General features: G+C 64.7%; 15 protein-coding genes and 1 tRNA gene. 10 read left to right on the forward strand and 6 right to left on the reverse strand.

All coding sequences use genetic code 11. From position 1 onward, the window contains the following. The first annotated feature begins 34 nt into the window (after positions 1-34). On the forward strand, positions 35-1,561 hold the full coding sequence (locus tag HWQ56_RS08180) for a DHA2 family efflux MFS transporter permease subunit (protein WP_158158030.1): 1,527 nt from the start codon (positions 35-37) through the stop codon (positions 1,559-1,561). Between the two features lie 39 nt (positions 1,562-1,600). On the opposite strand, the gene HWQ56_RS08185 is transcribed toward HWQ56_RS08180, so the two are convergent. Further along, entirely contained in the window at positions 1,601-2,323 is a 723-nt protein-coding gene (locus HWQ56_RS08185) for a FadR/GntR family transcriptional regulator (protein ID WP_158158037.1), read from the reverse strand. Positions 2,324-2,432: 109 nt separating this feature from the next. Beyond that, a complete protein-coding gene (locus tag HWQ56_RS08190) occupies positions 2,433-4,172 on the reverse strand; it encodes an IlvD/Edd family dehydratase (RefSeq protein ID WP_158157995.1) in 1,740 nt (579 codons plus the stop codon). A 187-nt stretch (positions 4,173-4,359) separates the two neighbouring features. Between HWQ56_RS08190 and HWQ56_RS08195 the strand changes: the two genes are divergently transcribed. The 6 genes from HWQ56_RS08195 (at position 4,360) to HWQ56_RS08220 (ending at position 11,261) form a co-directional block, all read left to right on the forward strand. Then, positions 4,360-5,691 (forward strand): MFS transporter, encoded by a 1,332-nt coding sequence (locus HWQ56_RS08195; protein ID WP_176570172.1) that lies wholly within the window; start codon positions 4,360-4,362, stop codon positions 5,689-5,691. A gap of 21 nt (positions 5,692-5,712) precedes the next feature. After that, the gene (gene araD1, locus HWQ56_RS08200) at positions 5,713-6,705 is read left to right on the forward strand and encodes an AraD1 family protein (RefSeq protein ID WP_158157993.1); all 993 of its coding nucleotides are present in this window, start codon (positions 5,713-5,715) and stop codon (positions 6,703-6,705) included. A 9-nt stretch (positions 6,706-6,714) separates the two neighbouring features. Next, positions 6,715-8,289, forward strand: a complete 1,575-nt coding sequence (locus HWQ56_RS08205; RefSeq protein WP_176570173.1) for an aldehyde dehydrogenase (NADP(+)) — start codon at positions 6,715-6,717, stop codon at positions 8,287-8,289. A 57-nt stretch (positions 8,290-8,346) separates the two neighbouring features. Beyond that, positions 8,347-9,672: an MFS transporter gene (locus HWQ56_RS08210; protein WP_176570174.1), complete on the forward strand. Its 1,326-nt coding sequence runs from the start codon at positions 8,347-8,349 to the stop codon at positions 9,670-9,672. A 74-nt stretch (positions 9,673-9,746) separates the two neighbouring features. Beyond that, positions 9,747-10,019 (forward strand): DUF5629 family protein, encoded by a 273-nt coding sequence (locus HWQ56_RS08215; protein WP_176570175.1) that lies wholly within the window; start codon positions 9,747-9,749, stop codon positions 10,017-10,019. Positions 10,020-10,091: 72 nt separating this feature from the next. Then, complete coding sequence (locus tag HWQ56_RS08220; RefSeq protein ID WP_176570176.1) at positions 10,092-11,261, forward strand: lactonase family protein; 1,170 nt, start codon at positions 10,092-10,094, stop codon at positions 11,259-11,261. Positions 11,262-11,367: 106 nt separating this feature from the next. Here the strand turns inward: HWQ56_RS08220 and HWQ56_RS08225 are convergent, their stop codons facing one another. Continuing rightward, complete coding sequence (locus tag HWQ56_RS08225) at positions 11,368-11,577, reverse strand: hypervirulence associated TUDOR domain-containing protein (RefSeq protein ID WP_158157988.1); 210 nt, start codon at positions 11,575-11,577, stop codon at positions 11,368-11,370. Positions 11,578-11,679: 102 nt separating this feature from the next. Between HWQ56_RS08225 and uvsE the strand changes: the two genes are divergently transcribed. The 3 genes from uvsE to HWQ56_RS08240 all read left to right on the forward strand — a co-directional run bounded on the left by uvsE (position 11,680) and on the right by HWQ56_RS08240 (position 13,341). Next, positions 11,680-12,699, forward strand: a complete 1,020-nt coding sequence (gene uvsE, locus HWQ56_RS08230; RefSeq protein WP_176570177.1) for a UV DNA damage repair endonuclease UvsE — start codon at positions 11,680-11,682, stop codon at positions 12,697-12,699. Between the two features lie 186 nt (positions 12,700-12,885). Then, a tRNA-Gln gene (locus HWQ56_RS08235) sits at positions 12,886-12,960 on the forward strand. Positions 12,961-13,161: 201 nt separating this feature from the next. Beyond that, the gene (locus HWQ56_RS08240) at positions 13,162-13,341 is read left to right on the forward strand and encodes a hypothetical protein (RefSeq protein ID WP_158157658.1); all 180 of its coding nucleotides are present in this window, start codon (positions 13,162-13,164) and stop codon (positions 13,339-13,341) included. 335 nt (positions 13,342-13,676) lie between these two features. Here HWQ56_RS08240 and HWQ56_RS08245 read toward each other — a convergent pair whose 3' ends face one another. The 3 genes from HWQ56_RS08245 to HWQ56_RS08255 are packed head-to-tail and all read right to left on the reverse strand — an operon-like array spanning position 13,677 to position 19,119. Next, on the reverse strand, positions 13,677-14,225 hold the full coding sequence (locus HWQ56_RS08245) for a glutathione S-transferase (RefSeq protein ID WP_245217870.1): 549 nt from the start codon (positions 14,223-14,225) through the stop codon (positions 13,677-13,679). Positions 14,226-14,257: 32 nt separating this feature from the next. Beyond that, entirely contained in the window at positions 14,258-17,884 is a 3,627-nt protein-coding gene (locus tag HWQ56_RS08250; RefSeq protein WP_176570179.1) for an AAA family ATPase, read from the reverse strand. Then, complete coding sequence (locus tag HWQ56_RS08255; protein ID WP_176570180.1) at positions 17,881-19,119, reverse strand: exonuclease SbcCD subunit D; 1,239 nt, start codon at positions 19,117-19,119, stop codon at positions 17,881-17,883. Before HWQ56_RS08255 ends, HWQ56_RS08250 begins: the two co-directional genes overlap by 4 nt. Positions 19,120-19,134: the final 15 nt, after the last annotated feature.

Genomic DNA, 19,134 nt, shown 5'->3' on the forward strand with positions numbered 1-19,134 from the left:
CGGGCCTGACTGACTTCTTTTCCGGGGATTTGCGATGAGCAACGCTTCCTTCAAGCCGCCCAGCCTGCTGCTCAGCACCATCGGCCTGTCGCTGGCGACTTTCATGCAGGTGCTCGACACCACCATCGCCAACGTGGCGCTGCCGACCATTTCCGGCAACCTGGGGGTCAGCTCCGAGCAGGGCACCTGGGTCATCACCTCGTTCGCGGTGAGCAACGCCATTGCCTTGCCACTGACCGGTTGGTTGAGCCGACGCTTCGGCGAGGTGAAGCTGTTCCTGTGGGCCACCATCCTGTTCGTGCTGGCGTCGTTCCTGTGCGGTATTTCCACCTCGATGCCAGAACTGGTGGGCTTCCGCGTGCTCCAGGGCGTGGTGGCCGGGCCACTGTACCCCATGACCCAGACATTGCTGATCGCGGTGTACCCGCCGGCGAAGAGGGGGATGGCACTGGCACTGCTGGCCATGGTGACGGTAGTGGCCCCCATTGCCGGCCCGATTCTGGGGGGCTGGATCACCGACAGCTACAGCTGGCCGTGGATCTTCTTCATCAACGTGCCGATCGGTATCTTCGCCTGCCTGGTGGTGCGCCAGCAGCTGGCGGCGCGGCCGGTGGTCACCAGCCGCCAGCCCATGGACTACGTGGGCCTGATTGCCTTGATCATCGGGGTCGGGGCGTTGCAGATCGTGCTCGACAAGGGCAACGACGCTGACTGGTTCGAGTCCAACTTCATCATTATCGGCGCAGTGATATCGGCCATTGCCCTGGCGTTCTTCGTGATCTGGGAGCTGACCGACGAGCACCCGGTGGTGAACCTGAAGCTGTTCAAGTACCGCAACTTCCGTTTCGGCACCATTGTGCTGATATTGGGTTATTCCGGGTTCTTCGGCATCAACCTGATCCTGCCCCAGTGGTTGCAGACGCAGTTGGGCTACACCGCCACCTGGGCGGGCCTGGCGGTGGCGCCGCTGGGCATACTGCCGGTGCTGATGTCGCCGTTCGTGGGCAAATACGCCACCCGGTTCGACCTGCGGATTCTCGCGGGGCTGGCGTTCCTGGCCATCGGCACCAGTTGCTTCATGCGGGCGGGCTTCACCAATGAGGTGGACTTCAACCATGTGGCGCTGGTGCAGATGTTCATGGGTATCGGGGTGGCGCTGTTCTTCATGCCGACCTTGACCATCCTGCTCTCGGACCTGCCGCCCGCGCAGATCGCCGACGGCTCGGGCCTGGCGACCTTTCTGCGGACCCTGGGCGGCAGCTTCGCCGCCTCGCTGACCACCTGGATCTGGATTCGCCGGGCGGACCAGCACCATGCCTACCTGACGGAAAGCATCACGCCGTACGACCCGGCGACCCAGCATGCGATTCAGCAGATGGGCGGGGCGGGGCTCAAGACCTATCAGCAGTTGGATGGGATTGTCGAGGCGCAGGCCTACATGCTTTCCACCGTCGATTACTTCACGCTGCTGGGCTGGATGTTCATGGGCTTGATTCTGATCGTCTGGCTGGCCAAGCCGCCGTTCAGCGCCAAGGCCGGGCCGGAAGCCGCGGGCCACTGACGATTCGCCCCCCCTGCGGCCGCTGGCTTGCCAGGGGGGTCAGAAGGTCAGTGCTGAGCCCAGTACCATCCCCAGCGCGTTGCGTGCATCGTCCAGTTGCACCAGCGTGGCCTGGCGGGCCGCCAGGGCATCACGGTTCTCGATCGCCGTGAGGATCGCCTTGTGCCGCGGCATCGCCAGTTCATGCAGGTTGGGCCGCTGGTTGGAGTGTTTCAATGCCTCGCGCAGCGCCAGCGCCAGCATGTTGCACAGGTGGGCCAGCAGGTCGTTGTGGGTGGCTTCGGCGATGCGGCTGTGAAAGTCCAGGTCCGGCTGCAACAGCGCTTCGGGCGTGGGCGCCGCTTCCATGCGCCCATAGGCTTCGCCGATCGCCGCGATATCCTCGGCCGTGGCGTGCTGCGCCGCCAGGGCCGCGGCGGCCGGCTCGATGATTGCCCGTACGCTGGTCAACAGCGCGAAGAATTCGTTCTGCGGGCTGCTTTGCATCAGCCAGTGCAGCACGTCAGGGTCCAGCAGGTGCCAGTCGCGTCGGCCCTTGACCACCGTCCCCACCCGCGGCTTGGAATACACCAGGCCCTTGGCCACCAGCACGCGGGTCGCCTCGCGCAGCACCGGCCGACTGACCGCATATTCCTCGCACAACAGCGCCTCGGCGGGCAGCTTGTCATCGGGCTTCAGCCGCCCGGAAACGATCTGCATGCCGATGTCCTGGACGATGCGCGCGTGCATGCTTTTGCGGTCGGAGGGTTTGCGGTAGTCCATGGGGTGGGTGGGGGTCCTGAGCGGTGATGGGGGCGATCATAGCATTGCCTGGCAATAGCACCCCACTGGTGAGTGTGCGGCGCCTGGCGGCGCCGCCTCCCCAGGCGCGCTAGTGCGAATGCCGTGGCACCTCCGCCCCTCGGCAGCCTACCAGGAAGTCAAAGTCACAGCCCTGGTCGGCCTGCATCACATGGTCCACATACAGTTGCCGGTAGCCCCCGGCCAGCAGGTTGTTCACCGGCGCCTGCCAGTCCGCCAGCCGCGCCGCCAGCTCCGCCTCGCTGATGTCCAGGTGCAGGCGCCCGGTGCTGCAGTCCAGTTCGATGTAGTCACCTTCCTTCACCGCCGCCAACGGGCCGCCGGCCGCCGCTTCGGGGGCGACGTGCAGCACCACGGTGCCGTAGGCGGTGCCGCTCATGCGGGCGTCGGAGATACGCACCATGTCGGTCACGCCCTGGGCCAGCAGCTTGGCCGGCAGGCCCATGTTGCCGACTTCAGCCATGCCCGGGTAACCCTTGGGGCCGCAGTTTTTCATCACCAGGATGGAGTCGGCGTCCACGTCCAATTCCGGGTCGTTGATGCGCGCCTTGTACTGGTCGAAGTTCTCGAACACCACGGCACGGCCGCGGTGTTTCATCAGGGCCGGGGTGGCCGCGGAAGGCTTGAGCACCGCGCCCAGGGGCGCGAGGTTGCCGCGCAGCACACAGATGCCGCCGTCGGCCACCAAGGGGTTGTCGATGGCGCGGATGACTTCGTCGTCTCCGTAGATGGGCGAGTTGCGCACGTTGTCCCACAGGCTCTTGCCGTTGACGGTGAGGGCTTCGGGGTGGGGGATCAGGTTGTTCTCGCCCAGCCGGCGCAGTACAGCGGGCAGGCCGCCGGCATAGTAGAACTCCTCCATCAGGAAGCGCCCGGACGGTTGCAAGTCCACCAGGGTGGGGGTGCCGCGGCCGATGCGGGTCCAGTCGTCCAGTTCCAGGTCCACGCCAATGCGCCCGGCGATGGCTTTCAAGTGGATGACGGCATTGGTCGAGCCCCCGATGGCCGCGTTGACGCGGATGGCGTTTTCGAAGGCCTGGCGGGTGAGGATCTTCGACAGGCGCAGGTCTTCCTTGACCATCTCCACCGCGCGCATGCCGGACATGTGCGCCAGCACGTAGCGGCGCGAGTCCACGGCGGGAATGGCGGCGTTGTGGGGCAGGGAGGTGCCCAGGGCTTCGGCCATGCAGGCCATGGTCGAGGCGGTGCCCATGGTGTTGCAGGTACCGGCCGAGCGCGACATGCCGGCTTCGGCCGAGAGGAATTCATCCAGGCTGATCTGCCCGGCTTTCAGCGATTCATGCATTTGCCAGACGATGGTGCCGGCGCCGATGTCGCGGCCCTTGTGCTTGCCGTTGAGCATCGGCCCACCCGTGACGACGATGGCCGGCACATCGCAACTGGCAGCGCCCATCAGCAGGGCCGGGGTGGTCTTGTCACAGCCAGTGAGCAACACCACGCCGTCGATGGGGTTGCCGCGGATGGCTTCCTCCACGTCCATGCTTGCCAGGTTGCGGGTGAGCATGGCAGTGGGGCGCAGGTTCGACTCGCCATTGGAGAACACCGGGAACTCCACCGGAAAGCCGCCGGCCTCCAGCACGCCACGCTTGACGTGTTCGGCGATGGTGCGGAAGTGGGCGTTGCAGGGGGTCAGCTCCGACCAGGTGTTACAGATACCGATGATCGGCTTGCCATGAAATTGATGGTCGGCGATGCCCTGGTTCTTCATCCAGCTGCGGTACATGAAGCCGTTCTTGTCGGCAGTGCCGAACCACTGGGCCGAGCGCAGGGTAGGTTTCTTATCAGACATGGGAGTTCTCTTATTGTAAGACTTAATGGCGGCGCTGATAGGTAAAATAGGCCTAAACGCTCGGCTTGTGAAGCCGTTGTCGGTTAAATAGTAATACTATATAGTCGGTCGCAACGGAGGACGAACAGCCGCCCCGCGCGCCTGACGATCCCCATTTCCATAACAAGAACAATTGGAGACCGTTGCCATGAGCGAAGAACTTCGCCTGGTCAGGCGTATCACCCTCAAGCTGATCCCCTTCCTGATCCTGCTGTACCTGGTGGCCTACGTGGACCGCTCTGCCGTGGGCTTCGCCAAGCTGCACATGGGCAGTGACGTGGGCATCGGTGATGCGGCCTACGGCATGGGCGCGGGGCTGTTCTTCATCGGCTACTTCCTCTTGGAAATTCCCAGCAACCTGCTGCTGTCGCGCTTTGGCGCGCGACGCTGGTTCGCGCGCATCATGATTACCTGGGGTGCCATCACCATCGGCATGGCATTCGTGCAGGGGCCCAACAGCTTCTACGTGATGCGCTTTCTGCTGGGGGCCGCTGAGGCGGGCTTCTTCCCTGGCGTGTTGTACTACATCACCCAGTGGTTCCCGGTGCGCCACCGGGGCAAGATCCTCGGCCTGTTCATCCTCTCCCAGCCCATCGCCATGATGATCACAGGCCCCGTGTCCGGTGGCCTGTTGGGCATGGACGGCGTCCTCGGGCTCCACGGCTGGCAGTGGCTGTTCATCGCCATCGGCACCCCGGCCATCCTGCTGACCTGGCCGGTGCTGCGCTGGCTGCCGGATGGCCCTGCGCACGTGGCGTGGATGACCGACGTGGAAAAAGGCTGGTTGGCCGGTGAGCTGAAAAAGGACCTGGAGGTATACGGCCAGACCCGCCACGGCAACCCGTTGCACGCGCTCAAGGACTACCGGGTGCTGCTGCTGGCGCTGTTCTACTTGCCCGTGACCCTCAGCATCTATGGCCTGGGCCTGTGGTTGCCGACCCTGATCAAACAGTTCGGCGGCAGTGACCTGGTGACCGGTTTCGTCTCGGCGGTGCCGTACATCTTCGGCATCGTCGGCCTGCTGATCGTGCCGCGCAGCTCCGACCGCCTCAATGACCGCTATGGCCACCTGGCCGTGCTGTATGTGCTGGGCGCGGCAGGGCTGTTCTTCAGTGCCTGGCTGAGCGTGCCGGTGCTGCAACTGGCGGCGCTGTCGCTGGTGGCCTTCTCGCTGTTTTCCTGCACGGCGGTGTTCTGGACCCTGCCGGGCCGTTTCTTCGCCGGTGCCAGTGCTGCTGCCGGGATTGCCCTGATCAACTCGGTGGGCAACCTGGGCGGCTACATCGGCCCGTTCGTCATCGGTGCGCTCAAGGAGTACACCGGCAACCTGGCCAGCGGCCTGTATTTCCTCACTGGCGTGATGCTCTTCGGCCTGCTGCTGACCGGCGTCGTCTACCGCTTGCTGGAGCGCCGCCATGCGCTGCCGGCCGAGCAGTTCGCTGCCAGTGCCCGCAGCGCGCAACCCAGCGCGCGTACCTGATCAAACAAGGGAGTTTTCACCATGCGTCTAGTGCAATTCCAATTGATGGATGGCCAGCGCCGCGTCGGCCTGGTCGATGGCGACCGCGTTCATGAAGTGCGCGGTGCCGACAGTGTGCGCGAGCTGGCCCTGGCGGCCATCGAGGCCGGCACCGGGCTGGCGCGCCAGGTCGATGACCTGGGGCTGGGCCAGCATCACGACTACCTGCAATTGCTGGACGAAGGCCGCATCCTGCCGCCCCTGGACCACCCGGACCCGGCGCACATGCTGGTCACCGGCACTGGCCTTACCCATCTCGGCAGCGCGGCCACCCGGGACAAGATGCACCAGCAGGTGGGCGACGAAAGCGCTATCACCGACAGTATGAAAATCTTCAAATGGGGTCTGGAGGGAGGCAAGCCGGCGGTGGGGCAGGCCGGCGTGCAGCCGGAATGGTTCTACAAAGGTGATGGCAGTATCGTGGTGCCGCCTGGTGGCGAATTTCCCGTACCGCCGTTTGCCGAGGATGCGGGCGAGGAACCCGAGCTTGGTGGGCTGTATGTCATCGGTCACGACGGCAAGCCCTACCGGCTGGGTTTCGCCTTGGGCAACGAGTTCTCCGACCATGTGATGGAGCGCAAGAACTACCTGTACCTGGCCCATTCCAAATTGCGCCATTGTTCTTACGGGCCGGAGCTGCGCGTGGGTGAATTGCCCCAGCACCTGGCAGGCACCAGCCGTATCTGGCGCGACGGCAAACTGCTGTGGGAGAGGGAATTCCTCAGCGGCGCGGCGAACATGTGCCACAGCTTCGACAACCTTGAATATCACCACTTCAAATATGCGCAGTTCCTGCGCCCGGGCGATGTGCACATCCATTTCTTCGGCACCGCCACGCTGTCGTTCGCCGACGGCATCAGTACGCAAGTGGGCGACCGGTTCGAGATCAGCCTGGATGAGTTCGGCGCGCCACTGAGCAACCGCGTCGGCCGGGGCGAAGCGGTGTTCACCCCAAGCACTGTCGGCATTCTGTGAGGAGGTTCCATGATTCGTGGTCATAACTACATTGGCGGCGGCCGCAGTGCCCAGGGCAGCGTGGTGGTCAAAAGCGTGGACGCCAGCACCGGCGCCGAGCTGCCGTTCGATTTCCACCAGGCCACCCCGGCTGAAGTGGACGCCGCTGCCCGGGCCGCCCAGGCGGCATACCCCATTTACCGCAGCCTGAGCAGCGAACGGCGGGCGCAGTTTCTGGAAGCCATCGCCGACGAACTCGATCACCTGGGGGATGATTTCGTCGCCCTGGTGACCCAGGAAACCGCGCTGCCTGCCGCGCGTATCCAGGGCGAGCGCAGCCGCACCAGCGGGCAGATGCGCTTGTTCGCCAAGGTGCTGCGCCGAGGGGATTTCTATGGGGCGCGCATCGACCGTGCCTTGCCCGAGCGCGCCCCGCTGCCGCGCCCGGACCTGCGCCAGTACCGCATCGGCGTAGGCCCGGTGGCCGTGTTCGGCGCCAGCAACTTCCCGCTGGCATTTTCCACCGCAGGGGGCGACACCGCCGCAGCCCTGGCTGCTGGCTGCCCGGTGGTGTTCAAGGCGCACAGCGGCCACATGGCCACCGCCGAGCGCGTCGCCGATGCGATCCTGCGGGCCGCCGTCAGCACCGGCATGCCTGCTGGCGTGTTCAACATGATCTACGGCGCCGGGGTAGGGGAGGCGCTGGTCAAGCACCCGGCCATCCAGGCGGTGGGGTTCACCGGCTCGCTCAAAGGCGGGCGCGCCCTGTGCGACATGGCGGCTGCGCGGCCCCAGCCCATTCCGGTGTTCGCCGAGATGTCCAGCATCAACCCGGTGATTCTGCTGCCCCAGGCGCTGGAAGTGCGCGGCGAAACCGTGGTCCGGGAACTGACCGCCTCGGTGGTGCAAGGGGGCGGGCAATTCTGCACCAACCCTGGCCTGGTGATCGGCCTGAAGTCGCCAGGTTTCAGTGTGTTCGCTCAGCAACTGGCCGCAGCCATGGGCGCGCAGCCGGCGCACACCATGCTCAACGCCGGTACCTTGCGCAGTTACGGTAAAGGGCTGACGGCGCTGCACGCCCATGAAGGCATCCGCCACCTGGCCGGTGAGGCGCAACAGGGCAACCAGGCGCAGCCACAGTTGTTCCAGGCGGATGTCAGCCTGTTGCTCGAGGGCGATGAAGTGCTGCAGGAAGAGGTCTTCGGCCCTGCCACTGTTCTCGTCGAGGTGGCCGATACGTACCAATTGCAGGCGGCGTTGCACGCCCTGCACGGCCAACTGACGGCGACCATCATCGGTGAGCCCAGTGACCTGCGTCAGTTTGGTGAGCTCACCGCGCTGCTGGAACAGAAGGTCGGGCGCATCCTGCTCAATGGTTACCCCACAGGGGTTGAAGTGTGCGAAGCCATGGTGCATGGCGGCCCGTACCCGGCCACTTCCGATGCCCATGGCACGTCGGTGGGCACCCTGGCCATCGACCGTTTCCTGCGGCCGGTGTGCTTCCAGAACTACCCCGACGAACTGCTGCCCGAGCCCTTGCGCAATGCCAACCCCCTGGGCTTGACCCGACTGGTGGACGGCGCCCCGAGCCGCGCCGCGCTCTGAGCGTCGGCTGCGCCCGCAGGACCGGCACAACCCCTATAACAACAACAGAGGTGTGACATGGCCACGCAAACCGCTGCACTGGGCGCCGCCACCGGCGAGCTGTCCGAGGACGCGCTGTACCGCAAGGTGAACTGGCGGATCGTGCCGCTGTTCATCCTCTGTTTTCTGTTCGCCTACCTGGACCGGGTCAACATCAGTTTCGCCAAGCTGGAAATGCAGAGCGACCTGGGCTTCAGCGATACCGTCTACGGCCTGGGCGCCAGCCTGTTCTTCGTCGGCTATTTTCTCTTCGAGGTGCCCAGCAACCTGTTGCTGCACCGCGTGGGGGCGCGGTTGTGGATAGCGCGCATCATGATCACCTGGGGCATCACCTCGGCGTGCATGATGCTGGTGCAGAGCGAGTTCTGGTTCTACACCCTGCGGTTTCTGATCGGGGTGATGGAGGCGGGGTTCGTGCCGGGCGTGCTGTATTTCTTCACCCAGTGGTACCCGGCCACGCGACGCGCCCGGGTCAACAGCTACTTCAAGAGTTCCATCTGCCTGTGCGGCGTGGTGGGTGGCCCGCTGGCGGGTTTGATCCTGGGCAGCCTCGATGGCGCCTATGGCCTGGCGGGGTGGAAGTGGCTGTTCCTGCTCGAAGCCATCCCGTCGATCATCCTTGGTTTCGTGGTGCTGTGGTTCGTCAGTGATCGTATCGAACAGGCTACGTGGCTCAGCCCCGCGCAGAAGGCGTTGATGCTTGAACGCCTGTCCCAGCAGCCATCGACCCCGGCGTCCCACTCCCTGAGCGGGTTGTGGAAACATCCGACTACCTACGTGATGTCAGCGATTTACCTGTGCCTGGTCATGGCCTTGACCGGGCTGTTGTTCTGGATGCCGCAATTGATCCGCAGCGCGGGGGTGGCCGACAGCCTGCACATCGGCCTGCTGACCACGCTGCCCTATATCGGCGCCGCGGCGTTCAACGTGCTGATGGGCATCAGCTCCGACCGCCATGGCGAGCGGCGCTGGCACATGGCGAGCTGCGCCATGCTCTGCGCGGTGGGCTACCTGGTGTGCGCGGCCTTCGCCGGCCAACTGCTGCCGCTGATGCTGGGCCTGAGCCTGATCATGGCCGGGCTGATCGCTTGGATGCCGATCTTCTGGACCATCCCGCCGCGTTTTCTCAGTGGCGTGGCCGCGGCCGCCGGCATTGCCCTGATCAACTCCCTCGGCCAGTTGGGCGGGGTGATCGCGCCCTACCTGATCGGCCGTATCAAGGACCTCACCGGTGCGGCCACCCCGGCCCTGTACGTGCTGAGCATCATCAGCCTGTTGGCGGTGGCGTTGATCCTGTGGGGGGTGCCGCGACGTTATTACGCACGGGAGGGTGCGACAAATTGAAGCAGAAACCGGTTTCAAATTGGCCGATTTGGCATATCATGGGCGCCTCTCCACCCCTTTTACGAAAGATGGTCATGACCGGCCTTACCGAACAACTAGAAACAAGCGGCATGTTGTTGATCGATGATCTGCATGCCTTTGATTTTGTCCTGGACGCGGGCGAACTGCGTATCGAATGCATGGATGGCCGCGAGCTCAAGCGCTGGCGGTTTACCGACGCGCAACTGGCGGCGGCACACTTCGATGACGCGCTGCAGGCCTGGCAAATCAGCAACGACACCGGCAGCCATCGTCTAGTCTGCCTGAGTGCTTTCTCCCCAAGCGACGAGGATGACGAGCAGGAATAAACCGCCTGCCCGCCTAACTTCTGACATTGACCGGGGTCTGTTTGACCAGGACCCGTCGAGGATATAACTACAATGAAACGCCATCTCCTGCCCCTGCTGCTGGCCAGCGGAATCACCGTGCTCTCGTCCCACGCCATGGCCGCCAGCGGCTATGACCTGCTGGTGGGCACCTACACCAACAACACCAGTGAAGGCATCTACCGCTACCACTTCGACAGCGCCACCGGCCAGATCGGTGCCAAGCCGCTGCAAGTGACCAAGGTGGAAAACCCATCCTGGCTGACCATCAGCAAGGACCAGAAACACCTGTTCGCGGTCAACGAAAACGGCCCTGACTCCACCCATGACAAAGTGGGCAAGGTCAGCGCCTTCAAGATCGACCCCAAAAGCCACGACCTGACCCTGATCAACCAGGTCGAGGCCAAGGGTGAGGACCCGACGTTCTCGAGCCTGGCCAAGGGTGAAAAACACCTGTTCGTGGCTAACTACGAAGTCCACCCGAACCCCAACGGCAGCCTGTCGGTATTCGGCGTGGGCGCCGACGGCACGCTGAGCGAGCTGGTTCAACAGGAAAGCCACGACGCGGCCTCCAAGGTGGTTGCCGATCGCCAGGCCAGCGACCACGTTCACTCGGTGGTTTCCAGCCCTGATGGCCGTTTCGTCTACGTCCAGGACCTGGGCGCCGACAAGGTGTTCGTCTACCACTACGACGCGGCCAACACAGCCAAGCCGCTGACCGCTGCATCGCCCGCCTCCATTGACCTGCCGCCAGGCAGCGGCCCGCGCCACCTGCTGTTCAGCGCCGACGGCAAGCACGCCTACCTGACCACCGAAATGAGCGCCCAGGTGTTCGTGTTCGACGTCAAGGCTGGCAACCTGGTGCAAAAACAAGTGGTGGAACTGGCCGCTGGCGGCGACGCCAAGCACAAGGCCGCTGCCGCGTTGCATTTTTCGGCCGACGGCAAGTTCTTCTACGTCACCAACCGTGGCGAAGCGAGCGAGCTGCTGGCGTTCACCGTCGACAAGGCCACAGGCGAGCTGAAGGAAGTGCAGCGTCGTTCCGTGGAAGGCGTCGAACCGCGCGAATTCACCGTCGACCCCAGCGGCAAGTTCGTGCTGATCGCCAACCAGAAGAGCAACCAGATCGTCGTGGTCAAGCGTGACCCGGCCAGCGGCAAGCTGGGTGAGACGGTGCAGAAGTTCGACATCGATGCGCCGTCGGATGTGAAGTTCCTGCGCTAAGCAAGGACGTTCGCGGCGTCTCGTTCCCAAGCTTCGCCCGGTCCTGCAGGGGTATGCGTAAACCCTGCTGCACCGGACGAAGCGCGGGAAGCCGCCGCCGCAGGATTCAAGTCGATTTCAGTGCATCACCATGATGCATCGCCAGGTGCCCGGTCTTGTCACTCTTGACCTCGTATTGCGGCTCCTCCCGGGACGCGCGACGCGTCTTGCCGAGAAACTCCACGTCATGGGTATGCACCTTGACGACCTTGCCGTGAATCTCTCCGGCCTCTGAGTTCCAGCGCACGGCATCGCCTGCCTTGAAGGGGGTGTTCATGTGCTTCTCCTGTCATGCGTCACCGAATGTCACTCGCGCGGGGAAAACCTGCTCGCGCCGTTGTCCATAGCCAGACGACCCTCATCTCAAGGCCCAGGTTCCATGTCCCACCCTCGCATCGGCTTCGCCTGCCAGTATCGGCACTCCATCCGCAGCCTGTCGCTGGCCGACTTGAAGGCTATCGAGACTGCCTTCAACCCACGTACCACCACCTTGCGCTGGATGTCCGGGGTGGCGCCGAAGGTCGCCCAGGCCAAATTGATGGAGGTGGTGACCCATAACCTCGACGCGCAATTGCGCCTGCTGGGGTACGTTGCCGACCTGCCGCAGACCCTGCGCATGCTGCGCCTGAGCAGCGACTTGCTGCCGTTCTACAGCCACGCCGATGTGCGCGCCTTCTACCAGGACCCGGCCATGCGGCAATGGCTGGGCGAGCGCTTCGCCGCCATTGGCGAGCTGGCGCGGACGGCGGACATACGGCTGTCGTTTCACCCCGGGCAATTCTGCGTACTGGGCTCCGACAAGCCGGGCGTGGTGGAAAACAGCCTGGCGGAATTTGAGTACCACGCCGACATGATCCGCATGATGGGTTACGGCGTTCAGTTCCAGGACTTCAAATGCAATGTGCACATTGCCGGCCGCCTGGGCGGGGAGGGTGTGCGTGCAGTCTGGCCACGGCTTTCAGAAGTAGCGCGCCGTTGCATCACCTTCGAGAACGAAGAAAAAACCTACGGCGTCGATGACTGCCTGCAATTGGCCGACCTGGCGCCGGTGGTGCTGGATATCCACCATTGCTGGATCAACGAGAACGACTACATCGCTGTGGATGACCCGCGGGTGGCGCGCATCATCGACAGTTGGCGCGGGGTGCGGCCCGTGATGCATTACTCGCAGCCCCAGGAGCGTTTGCAACAACTGGGTTTCAGCGCCGACCAGAAGCTCGAAATGGCCGACTTGCTTGCCGTACTGCCCAAGCGCGACCTGTACGCCCACAGCGAGCGCATGTGGAACCGCTGGACCAACGCCTACGCGCTGCAGTTCAGCGAGCGCTTCGACATCATGTTCGAAGCCAAGGACAAGAACCTGGCGGTGCTGGATTTCTACCGCCAGTACCTGGCCTGACGAGCCCGGTAGCAGTCGCCGTGAAGCCGCGGCTGAAGGGAAAATCGTGGAAGCACCTGTTTTCAAAACATTTTTTTGCATTTGGGCTTCCCAAGTGCAAAACAAGCTGGTAAATTTGCGCACCTGTCACCGAGACACACCAGTGACAGTCAAAAACGAGTGCCAGCCACTCGCAGCAACAGATACAGGGGCGTCGCCAAGCGGTAAGGCAGCAGGTTTTGATCCTGCCATGCGTTGGTTCGAATCCAGCCGCCCCTGCCATTCATCTCATCTTGTGCATCACTCAGCTTCCTAGGCACCTAGTGTCGTAGGGGTTTTCTTGTGCCTGGTATCCGGGAACATATCAATCCCAGTGATATCCGCTACCACCCCAATGAATTTCACCCCGCCGTACCCCGGGCGTAAGTTTGACCCATGGCCTCACCGGCCCCAGCCAAACCACCGACCTCGAGGACTACCGCCATGAACTTCAACCTCTTCTCCGTGATCGCCGCCTCCGCCGTTTCCGCCACCGTGGCCCTGCCTGCCCACGCCAGTGCGCAGATTCAGGAACGCAAGGCCGCGGTCAGCAGCTACACCCAGCAGTACCTGCAGAAAAGCGCCAACTTCTACGCAGCGCTGGACCACAAGGTTCAACACTGATCCGCGTTGAGCAAGCCCAGCAGTCGCCTGGCCCTGGGCTACAATCAAAAAAGTCGATGACTGCCATTGATCTTTGTCACTGGTTTTCGACCCCGCGATACCCGATGCTGTCCGCCTGAATTCGTTGCCACGGAGCCTTCATCATGGCCAGTGCCCTGCTGTCTTCCGCCCGCCAGGGTGCCTACCTCGCCATCGGCCTGTACGTGGCCGTGATGCTTGCCGCCACACTGGCCACCCAGCTGGTCGTGGGGTAGCAGCGGACCTGGCCGCGTCCCGGGCGCCGCGTGGTGCCGGGCATACCGTATGGCGCGCGCGGATTCGCTGCTCCAGGCCGTTCAACGAGCCATGATGGCGGTGAACAGCGATGATTCGATGAAGGCCTCGATCCACTCGCGCACTCGCGGGTAGGGGGCCTGGGCGAACCACGCCAGGTCTACGCCGCGAAACTGGCGAACGAAGGGGGCGAGGGCGACGTCGGCCAGGCTCATGCGATCGCCGCAGAGCCAGGGGCCGCGTTCAAGGCGGCCTTCCAGCACCTGCAGAAACTCACAGCCCTGGTCCCGGTAATGGGTCATGGGGTGTTCCGGGTGGCGTTCGGCGTATTTGTAGCGGTTCAGCGCCTGCTTGAAGCGGCCATCGTTGTCGGCCAGCAACGTTGCCATCGCCTCGGCGTCGGCTTGCAGCCAGCCGTCGGGGTCATGGCGCGCCAACGCCCAGCGCATGATGTCCAGGCTCTCGTCGATGACGCGGCCGTCATCCAGCAGCAGCACCGGCACGGTGCCCTTGGGCGATGCGGCGAGCATGTCGGCAGGCTTGGCCTTGAGGCTCACTTCGCGAATCTCCACGGCCGCGCCGCTGTAGCGCAGCGCCATGCGCGCACGCATGGCGTAGGGGCAGCGGCGGAATGAATACAGAATCACCCCACCACCTCCACATGGCTCAAACCGTTGCCCTGGCGCTTGACCTGGATCTGCACCGGGATGCGTTCATGCATTTCTTGCACGTGGGAGATCACCGCCACCTTGCGGCCCTGGGCCTGCAGGCCGTCGAGGGCGTCCATGGCCAGTTGCAGGGATTCGGGGTCGAGGCTGCCGAAGCCTTCATCGATGAACAGCGATTCGATACGCAGGCTGCTCGACGCCATGGAGGCCAGCCCCAGGGCCAGCGCCAGGGAGACCAGGAAGGTTTCACCGCCGGACAAGGAATGCACCGAGCGCAGCTCGTCGCCCATTTCCGTGTCCAGCACCAGCAGGCCCAGCATGCTGCCACCCCGTTTCAGGCGATAGCGGCGCACCAGTTGGCGCAGCTGCGCGTTGGCATGGTGCACCAGCAGGTCGAGGTTGTAGGCCTGGGCAAGCTTGCGGAACTTCTCCCCTTCGGCCGAGCCGATCAGGGCGGCCAGGCGGGCCCAGCGCTGGTACTCGGCGTAGGCCTGGTCGATCTGCACCTGCAACTGGGCGTGGGCGGCCAGGCGGCGCTGGTCTTCGACTTGGCCGGCGCGCAGTTCGGCGCAGGTTTCCTCGCAGGCGCTGCATTGCTGTTGCGCGTGCAGCAGGCTGGCTTCCAGTTCCGAAAGCGCGACGGCGCCGTTGGCGTGGGCCTGGTGGGCCTGGAAGCGCTGTTCGCGTTCCTGGACCAGGACGCGGGCCTGTTCCACGGCCTTGTCGGCGTCGTTCAATTGCTGGCGCAGTTGCGCGACCTGTTGTTCGTCGATGGCCAGCAGGGCCGTCAGCCCGGCGTCGTCGAGCTGCGGGTGCTGCTGGCGCCAGGCGGCGAGGCTGGCGTCCAGCGTGGCCAGGGCTTCGCTCAATTGGTGTTGGCGCTGCTGCTCGGCCTTGAGTTCACTGGCCAGTTGCACCGCTTGGGTCTCGGCAGCCTGCTGTTGGCCAGCGGCGTCGGTTTCGCCCGCACGCGCCTGGTTGACGGCGCGCTCAAGGGCGCTTTGCCAGGCGGCCGCGTTGGGATGCTCGCCGAGCAGGGCGCTCAGGCGTTCGCTGATGGCCTGGCGCTGCTGCTGACACTGGGCCCGTTCATCGGCCTTGGCCTGGGCCTGTTGCTCGCGACCCTGTTGCAGCAGGCGTTCGTGTTCCAGGCGCTGGCGACGTTCGTCATGTTCCTGCTGCTCTTCACGGTACTGTTCGCGTTGCTGCAAGCGTTGGCTGACGCCGTTGTCGAGCGCCATGAAGGTGGCGGCGGGGCTGGCCAACAGCCCGTCGCGCTCGGCCGCCGTCAGCACGTCGGCAAACGCCAGCAGTTCCTCATCCAACCGTTGCTGGTCGCTGTGCAGGTGTTGGCGCTGTTCGGCCAGCAAGCGGCCGGCTTCCTGGGTGGCCTGCTGGGTTTGTTGCAGCTGTTGTTGCAGGTGGCCGGCCTGTTGTTGCAGGGTCAGCAGCGCGCCTTGTTGCTGTTCCAACGTCTGGATGCGCTCGGCCACCACCTGTTGCTGCTGTTTCAGCCACGGCGCGTCGTGTTCGGCGGCGAACAGCGGGTGGCCGTGCAGTTGGGGCTCGACGGCCTGCAGTTGGCCTTGAAGCTGTTCATCCTGTTGTTTGTACTGCTGTTGCTGATCGCGCAGGGCAGCCACTTCCACCCGCAATTCGGCCAGGCGTGCGGCAAGCTTTTCCACCCCTTGGCGGGCGCTGCGCTCTTCGCTGTCGTCGTGGCCGGCCAGAGCCTGCAACAAGGCTTCGGGCTGGTGCCAAGGGTGTTCGGCGCTGCCGCACACCGGGCAGGGCTGGTCGGGCTGCAACTGGCCGCGCAGTTCTTCGACGCTGGCGCTGCGGGCCAGGCGCTGGCGGTTGAGCAGGGCGACGGTGATGTCCAGTTGCTGCACGGCGACTTCGTGTTCGCCCTTCAGCTGCAGGCCCTCGCGGGTGCGCAGTTCGCGTTGCTCGGTAGCGCTGCGTTGCTGTTCGGCCAGGCTCTGCTGCTGAGCCAGCAGCTCCTGGTGGCGCTGCCAGTGCCGTTGCAATTCCTCGATGCTGCGCAGGTGCTCGCGGCTTTCCTGGACCTGGCGGGTCAGGGTGCCCAGGCGTTCCGCCAGCTCATGAGGGGCACACCCGGCCTGTTGGTACAGGGTGTTCAGGCTCTGTTGCTGCTCGGCCAATTGCTGGCTGTTGGCGGCGGCACGATGTTCGAGGACCGGTAACTCCTGGCGGCCCTTGAGCAGGCGGGCGCTGAGGGTGATCGCCTGTTGCAGGCGCGGGCGCCACACGCCCCAGGCGTCGGCCAGTGGCCCCATGGCCTGGCTGGCCTGCAGCTGTTCGGTGATGGCGTTCAGGCGCAGGGTGCTGGCCTGCTGGCGTTGCTCCAGCTGCTCTATGACCGCGCGGCCTTGGTCGCGGGCCTGCTCGGTAGTGGCCAGGGCCGCCTGCAACGGTGCCGCCTGTTCATCCAGGCGGGCCAGGTGGCTTTGTTCGTCGAAGGCCTGGCGCAGGGCCGGCGCGGCCTTGGCGTGCGCATCGAGGGCGGTGGCCAGGGCGTTGTGTGCTTGTTCGCGGATTTGTTGCAGCTGCGCCTGGCGTTGATGCAGGTGGTCGCGGGTCTGCTGTTGGTCGTGGATATGTGCCGCCAGCGGTTGCAGCTCATCGTTCAGCTCGGCCTGGCGACTGAACAGGTGGCGCTGGGGCGCCAGGGTGTCAAGGCGCACCAGGGTATCGCGTTGCCCGCCCAATTGCTCCGCGCGCGCCTCGGCCTGCTGCAATTGCTCGGCGGCGGCCTGCTGGTCGCCTTGCAGGCGTTGGTTTTCCTGGTGCCACTGGCGCTGTTGTTCGAGCTGCTTGAGGCGCGCCTGTTCGGTGCGCAACTGGACGAGGGCTTCGCTGTACTGCTGGTCCAGGGCCTGGCGTTCGTCGGCAGCCAAGGGGGCGGTGTTGCCGATCTGGTCCTGCAGTTGCTTGTGGGCATCGCGGGCGTCACGGCTCTTCTCGAAGGCACGTTTGCCCAGGCGGGTGTACAGCGCCGTGTCGGTAAGTTTTTCCAGCAGCTCACTGCGCTCGTTGTCGTCGGCCTTGAGGAAGGCACTGAATTCGCTCTGGGCCAGCAGCACGGCACGGGTGAACTGCTCGAAGTTCAAGCCCAGGCAGGTTTCCAGCAGGCCCTTGTATTCGCTTTTCTGGCTGGTGAGCAGTTGGTCGTTATCCAGGTCACGCAGGCTCTGGCGGCTGTGCTGCAACTTGGCGCCAGCCTTGTCGCGGGCGCGGTTGGCTTCCCAGCGCGCGCGGTAGCGGCGCCCGTCGATACCGACGAAATCGACCTCGGCAAAGCCTGCCCCGGTGCCACGACGCAGCAGGGTGCGCGGGTCGCCGGTGCTCAATTCGCTGTCCACGTCCGGCACCTTGCCGTCACGCCCGGTCTTGCTCAGGCGCGGAACGGCGCCGAACAACGCCAGGCACAAGGCATCGAGCAACGTGCTTTTGCCGGCGCCCGTGGGGCCAGTGATGGCGAACAGGCCGGCACTGGCCAGGGGTTCGGCGGTGAAGTCCAGCTCCACGGGCCCGGCCAGGGAGGCCAGGTTCTTCAGGCGAATGGCGAGGATCTTCATGGCTGCTCTCCTTGCAGTTGCACTTCCTGCAACAGCAGGGCGAAGTCATCCAGGGTGGCGGTGTCCACGTCGCTGCCATAGCTGTCCAGCCAGGCGCGGCTGAACAGTTCCTGGGGGCTGAGCTGGTCCAGTTCGATCAGCGGGGTGTCGCCGTCATCGCTGCTGCGGCTGCCGGCGTATTCGGCACCGATGCGCACCAGGCGCACGGCCCTGTTCTGCAGCGCGGTTTCGATCTGCTGGCGCAGGTCCGGTTGCGGCTCGTCGAGGATCACCCGTACTTCCAGCCAGGGCTGATGCGTCAGGTCGGCGAGCAAGTCGACTTGCGGCAATCGTCCCAGTTGTTCGACGACGTCGCTCAGCCGCGCCGGGCCCAGGCGAATCAGGTCCACGGCGCGGGGGATCAGGTGTGGTTCGACGCTGAGCAGTTGCTCGCCGTCGCAGTGGATTTCGAGGACCTGGTGTGGGTAGTCCACTTCCGAGAACGACAGCGGGATCGGCGAGCCGCTGTAGCGAATGCGCGACTCGCCATTGACCTGCTGGGGCTTGTGCAGGTGCCCCAGGGCCACGTAGCTGATGCTGTCGCCGAACAGGCTGGCGGGCAGGGCTTCGGCGCTGCCAATGACCAGGCTGCGTTCGGAGTCCACCGACACCGAGCCGCCGGCCATGTGCGCGTGGCTGATCGCGATCAGGGCCTGGCCGGGCTGGCGCTTGGCTTCGGCCGCGGCGATCAGGCGTTCATGCACATGGGCGATGCCTTTGATGTAGTCGTCGCCCAGGGTGGCGCCGGTGACTTCGGCCGGGCGCAGGAACGGCAGGGCCAGGCACCAGGCCTTCACCGCGCCGCTGGCGTCGGGCAGGGGAATGAGCAGGCGTTCGCTGTCCAGCTGGCCGTCATCCAGCCATACCACGCGGCCCAGTGCGTGAGTGCGCAGGCGGCGCATCAAGGGCGCGGGCAGCTCGATGCGCGAGCCGGAGTCGTGGTTGCCGGCGATCATCACGATGGTCAGCGCGGGTTGCTGTTCGTGGGCGTGGACGATGAAGTCGTACAGGCGTTCCTGGGCTTTGACCGGCGGGTTGACGGTGTCGAAGATGTCCCCGGCGATCAGCAGCACATCGGGCTGGCGCTCGCCCAGGCGGGCCAGCAGCCACGCCAGAAAGGCGGCATGTTCGAAGTCGCGCTCCTGGCCGTGGAGGCTTTGGCCCAGGTGCCAGTCGGAGGTGTGGAACAGACGCATCGGGTAAATCCTTGG

Origin of the sequence: Pseudomonas eucalypticola, from assembly GCF_013374995.1 — a bacterium.
Lineage (GTDB): Bacteria > Pseudomonadota > Gammaproteobacteria > Pseudomonadales > Pseudomonadaceae > Aquipseudomonas > Aquipseudomonas eucalypticola.

Bases quoted from the DNA above. Each gene is read 5' to 3' on its own strand.
- HWQ56_RS08180 (WP_158158030.1), top strand. From the start codon at position 35: ATGAGCAACGCTTCCTTCAAGCCGCCCAGCCTGCTGCTCAGCACCATC.
- HWQ56_RS08185 (WP_158158037.1), bottom strand. From the start codon at position 2,323: ATGGACTACCGCAAACCCTCCGACCGCAAAAGCATGCACGCGCGCATC.
- HWQ56_RS08190 (WP_158157995.1), bottom strand. From the start codon at position 4,172: ATGTCTGATAAGAAACCTACCCTGCGCTCGGCCCAGTGGTTCGGCACT.
- HWQ56_RS08195 (WP_176570172.1), top strand. From the start codon at position 4,360: ATGAGCGAAGAACTTCGCCTGGTCAGGCGTATCACCCTCAAGCTGATC.
- araD1 (WP_158157993.1), top strand. From the start codon at position 5,713: ATGCGTCTAGTGCAATTCCAATTGATGGATGGCCAGCGCCGCGTCGGC.
- HWQ56_RS08205 (WP_176570173.1), top strand. From the start codon at position 6,715: ATGATTCGTGGTCATAACTACATTGGCGGCGGCCGCAGTGCCCAGGGC.
- HWQ56_RS08210 (WP_176570174.1), top strand. From the start codon at position 8,347: ATGGCCACGCAAACCGCTGCACTGGGCGCCGCCACCGGCGAGCTGTCC.
- HWQ56_RS08215 (WP_176570175.1), top strand. From the start codon at position 9,747: ATGACCGGCCTTACCGAACAACTAGAAACAAGCGGCATGTTGTTGATC.
- HWQ56_RS08220 (WP_176570176.1), top strand. From the start codon at position 10,092: ATGAAACGCCATCTCCTGCCCCTGCTGCTGGCCAGCGGAATCACCGTG.
- HWQ56_RS08225 (WP_158157988.1), bottom strand. From the start codon at position 11,577: ATGAACACCCCCTTCAAGGCAGGCGATGCCGTGCGCTGGAACTCAGAG.
- uvsE (WP_176570177.1), top strand. From the start codon at position 11,680: ATGTCCCACCCTCGCATCGGCTTCGCCTGCCAGTATCGGCACTCCATC.
- HWQ56_RS08240 (WP_158157658.1), top strand. From the start codon at position 13,162: ATGAACTTCAACCTCTTCTCCGTGATCGCCGCCTCCGCCGTTTCCGCC.
- HWQ56_RS08245 (WP_245217870.1), bottom strand. From the start codon at position 14,225: ATGCGTGCGCGCATGGCGCTGCGCTACAGCGGCGCGGCCGTGGAGATT.
- HWQ56_RS08250 (WP_176570179.1), bottom strand. From the start codon at position 17,884: ATGAAGATCCTCGCCATTCGCCTGAAGAACCTGGCCTCCCTGGCCGGG.
- HWQ56_RS08255 (WP_176570180.1), bottom strand. From the start codon at position 19,119: ATGCGTCTGTTCCACACCTCCGACTGGCACCTGGGCCAAAGCCTCCAC.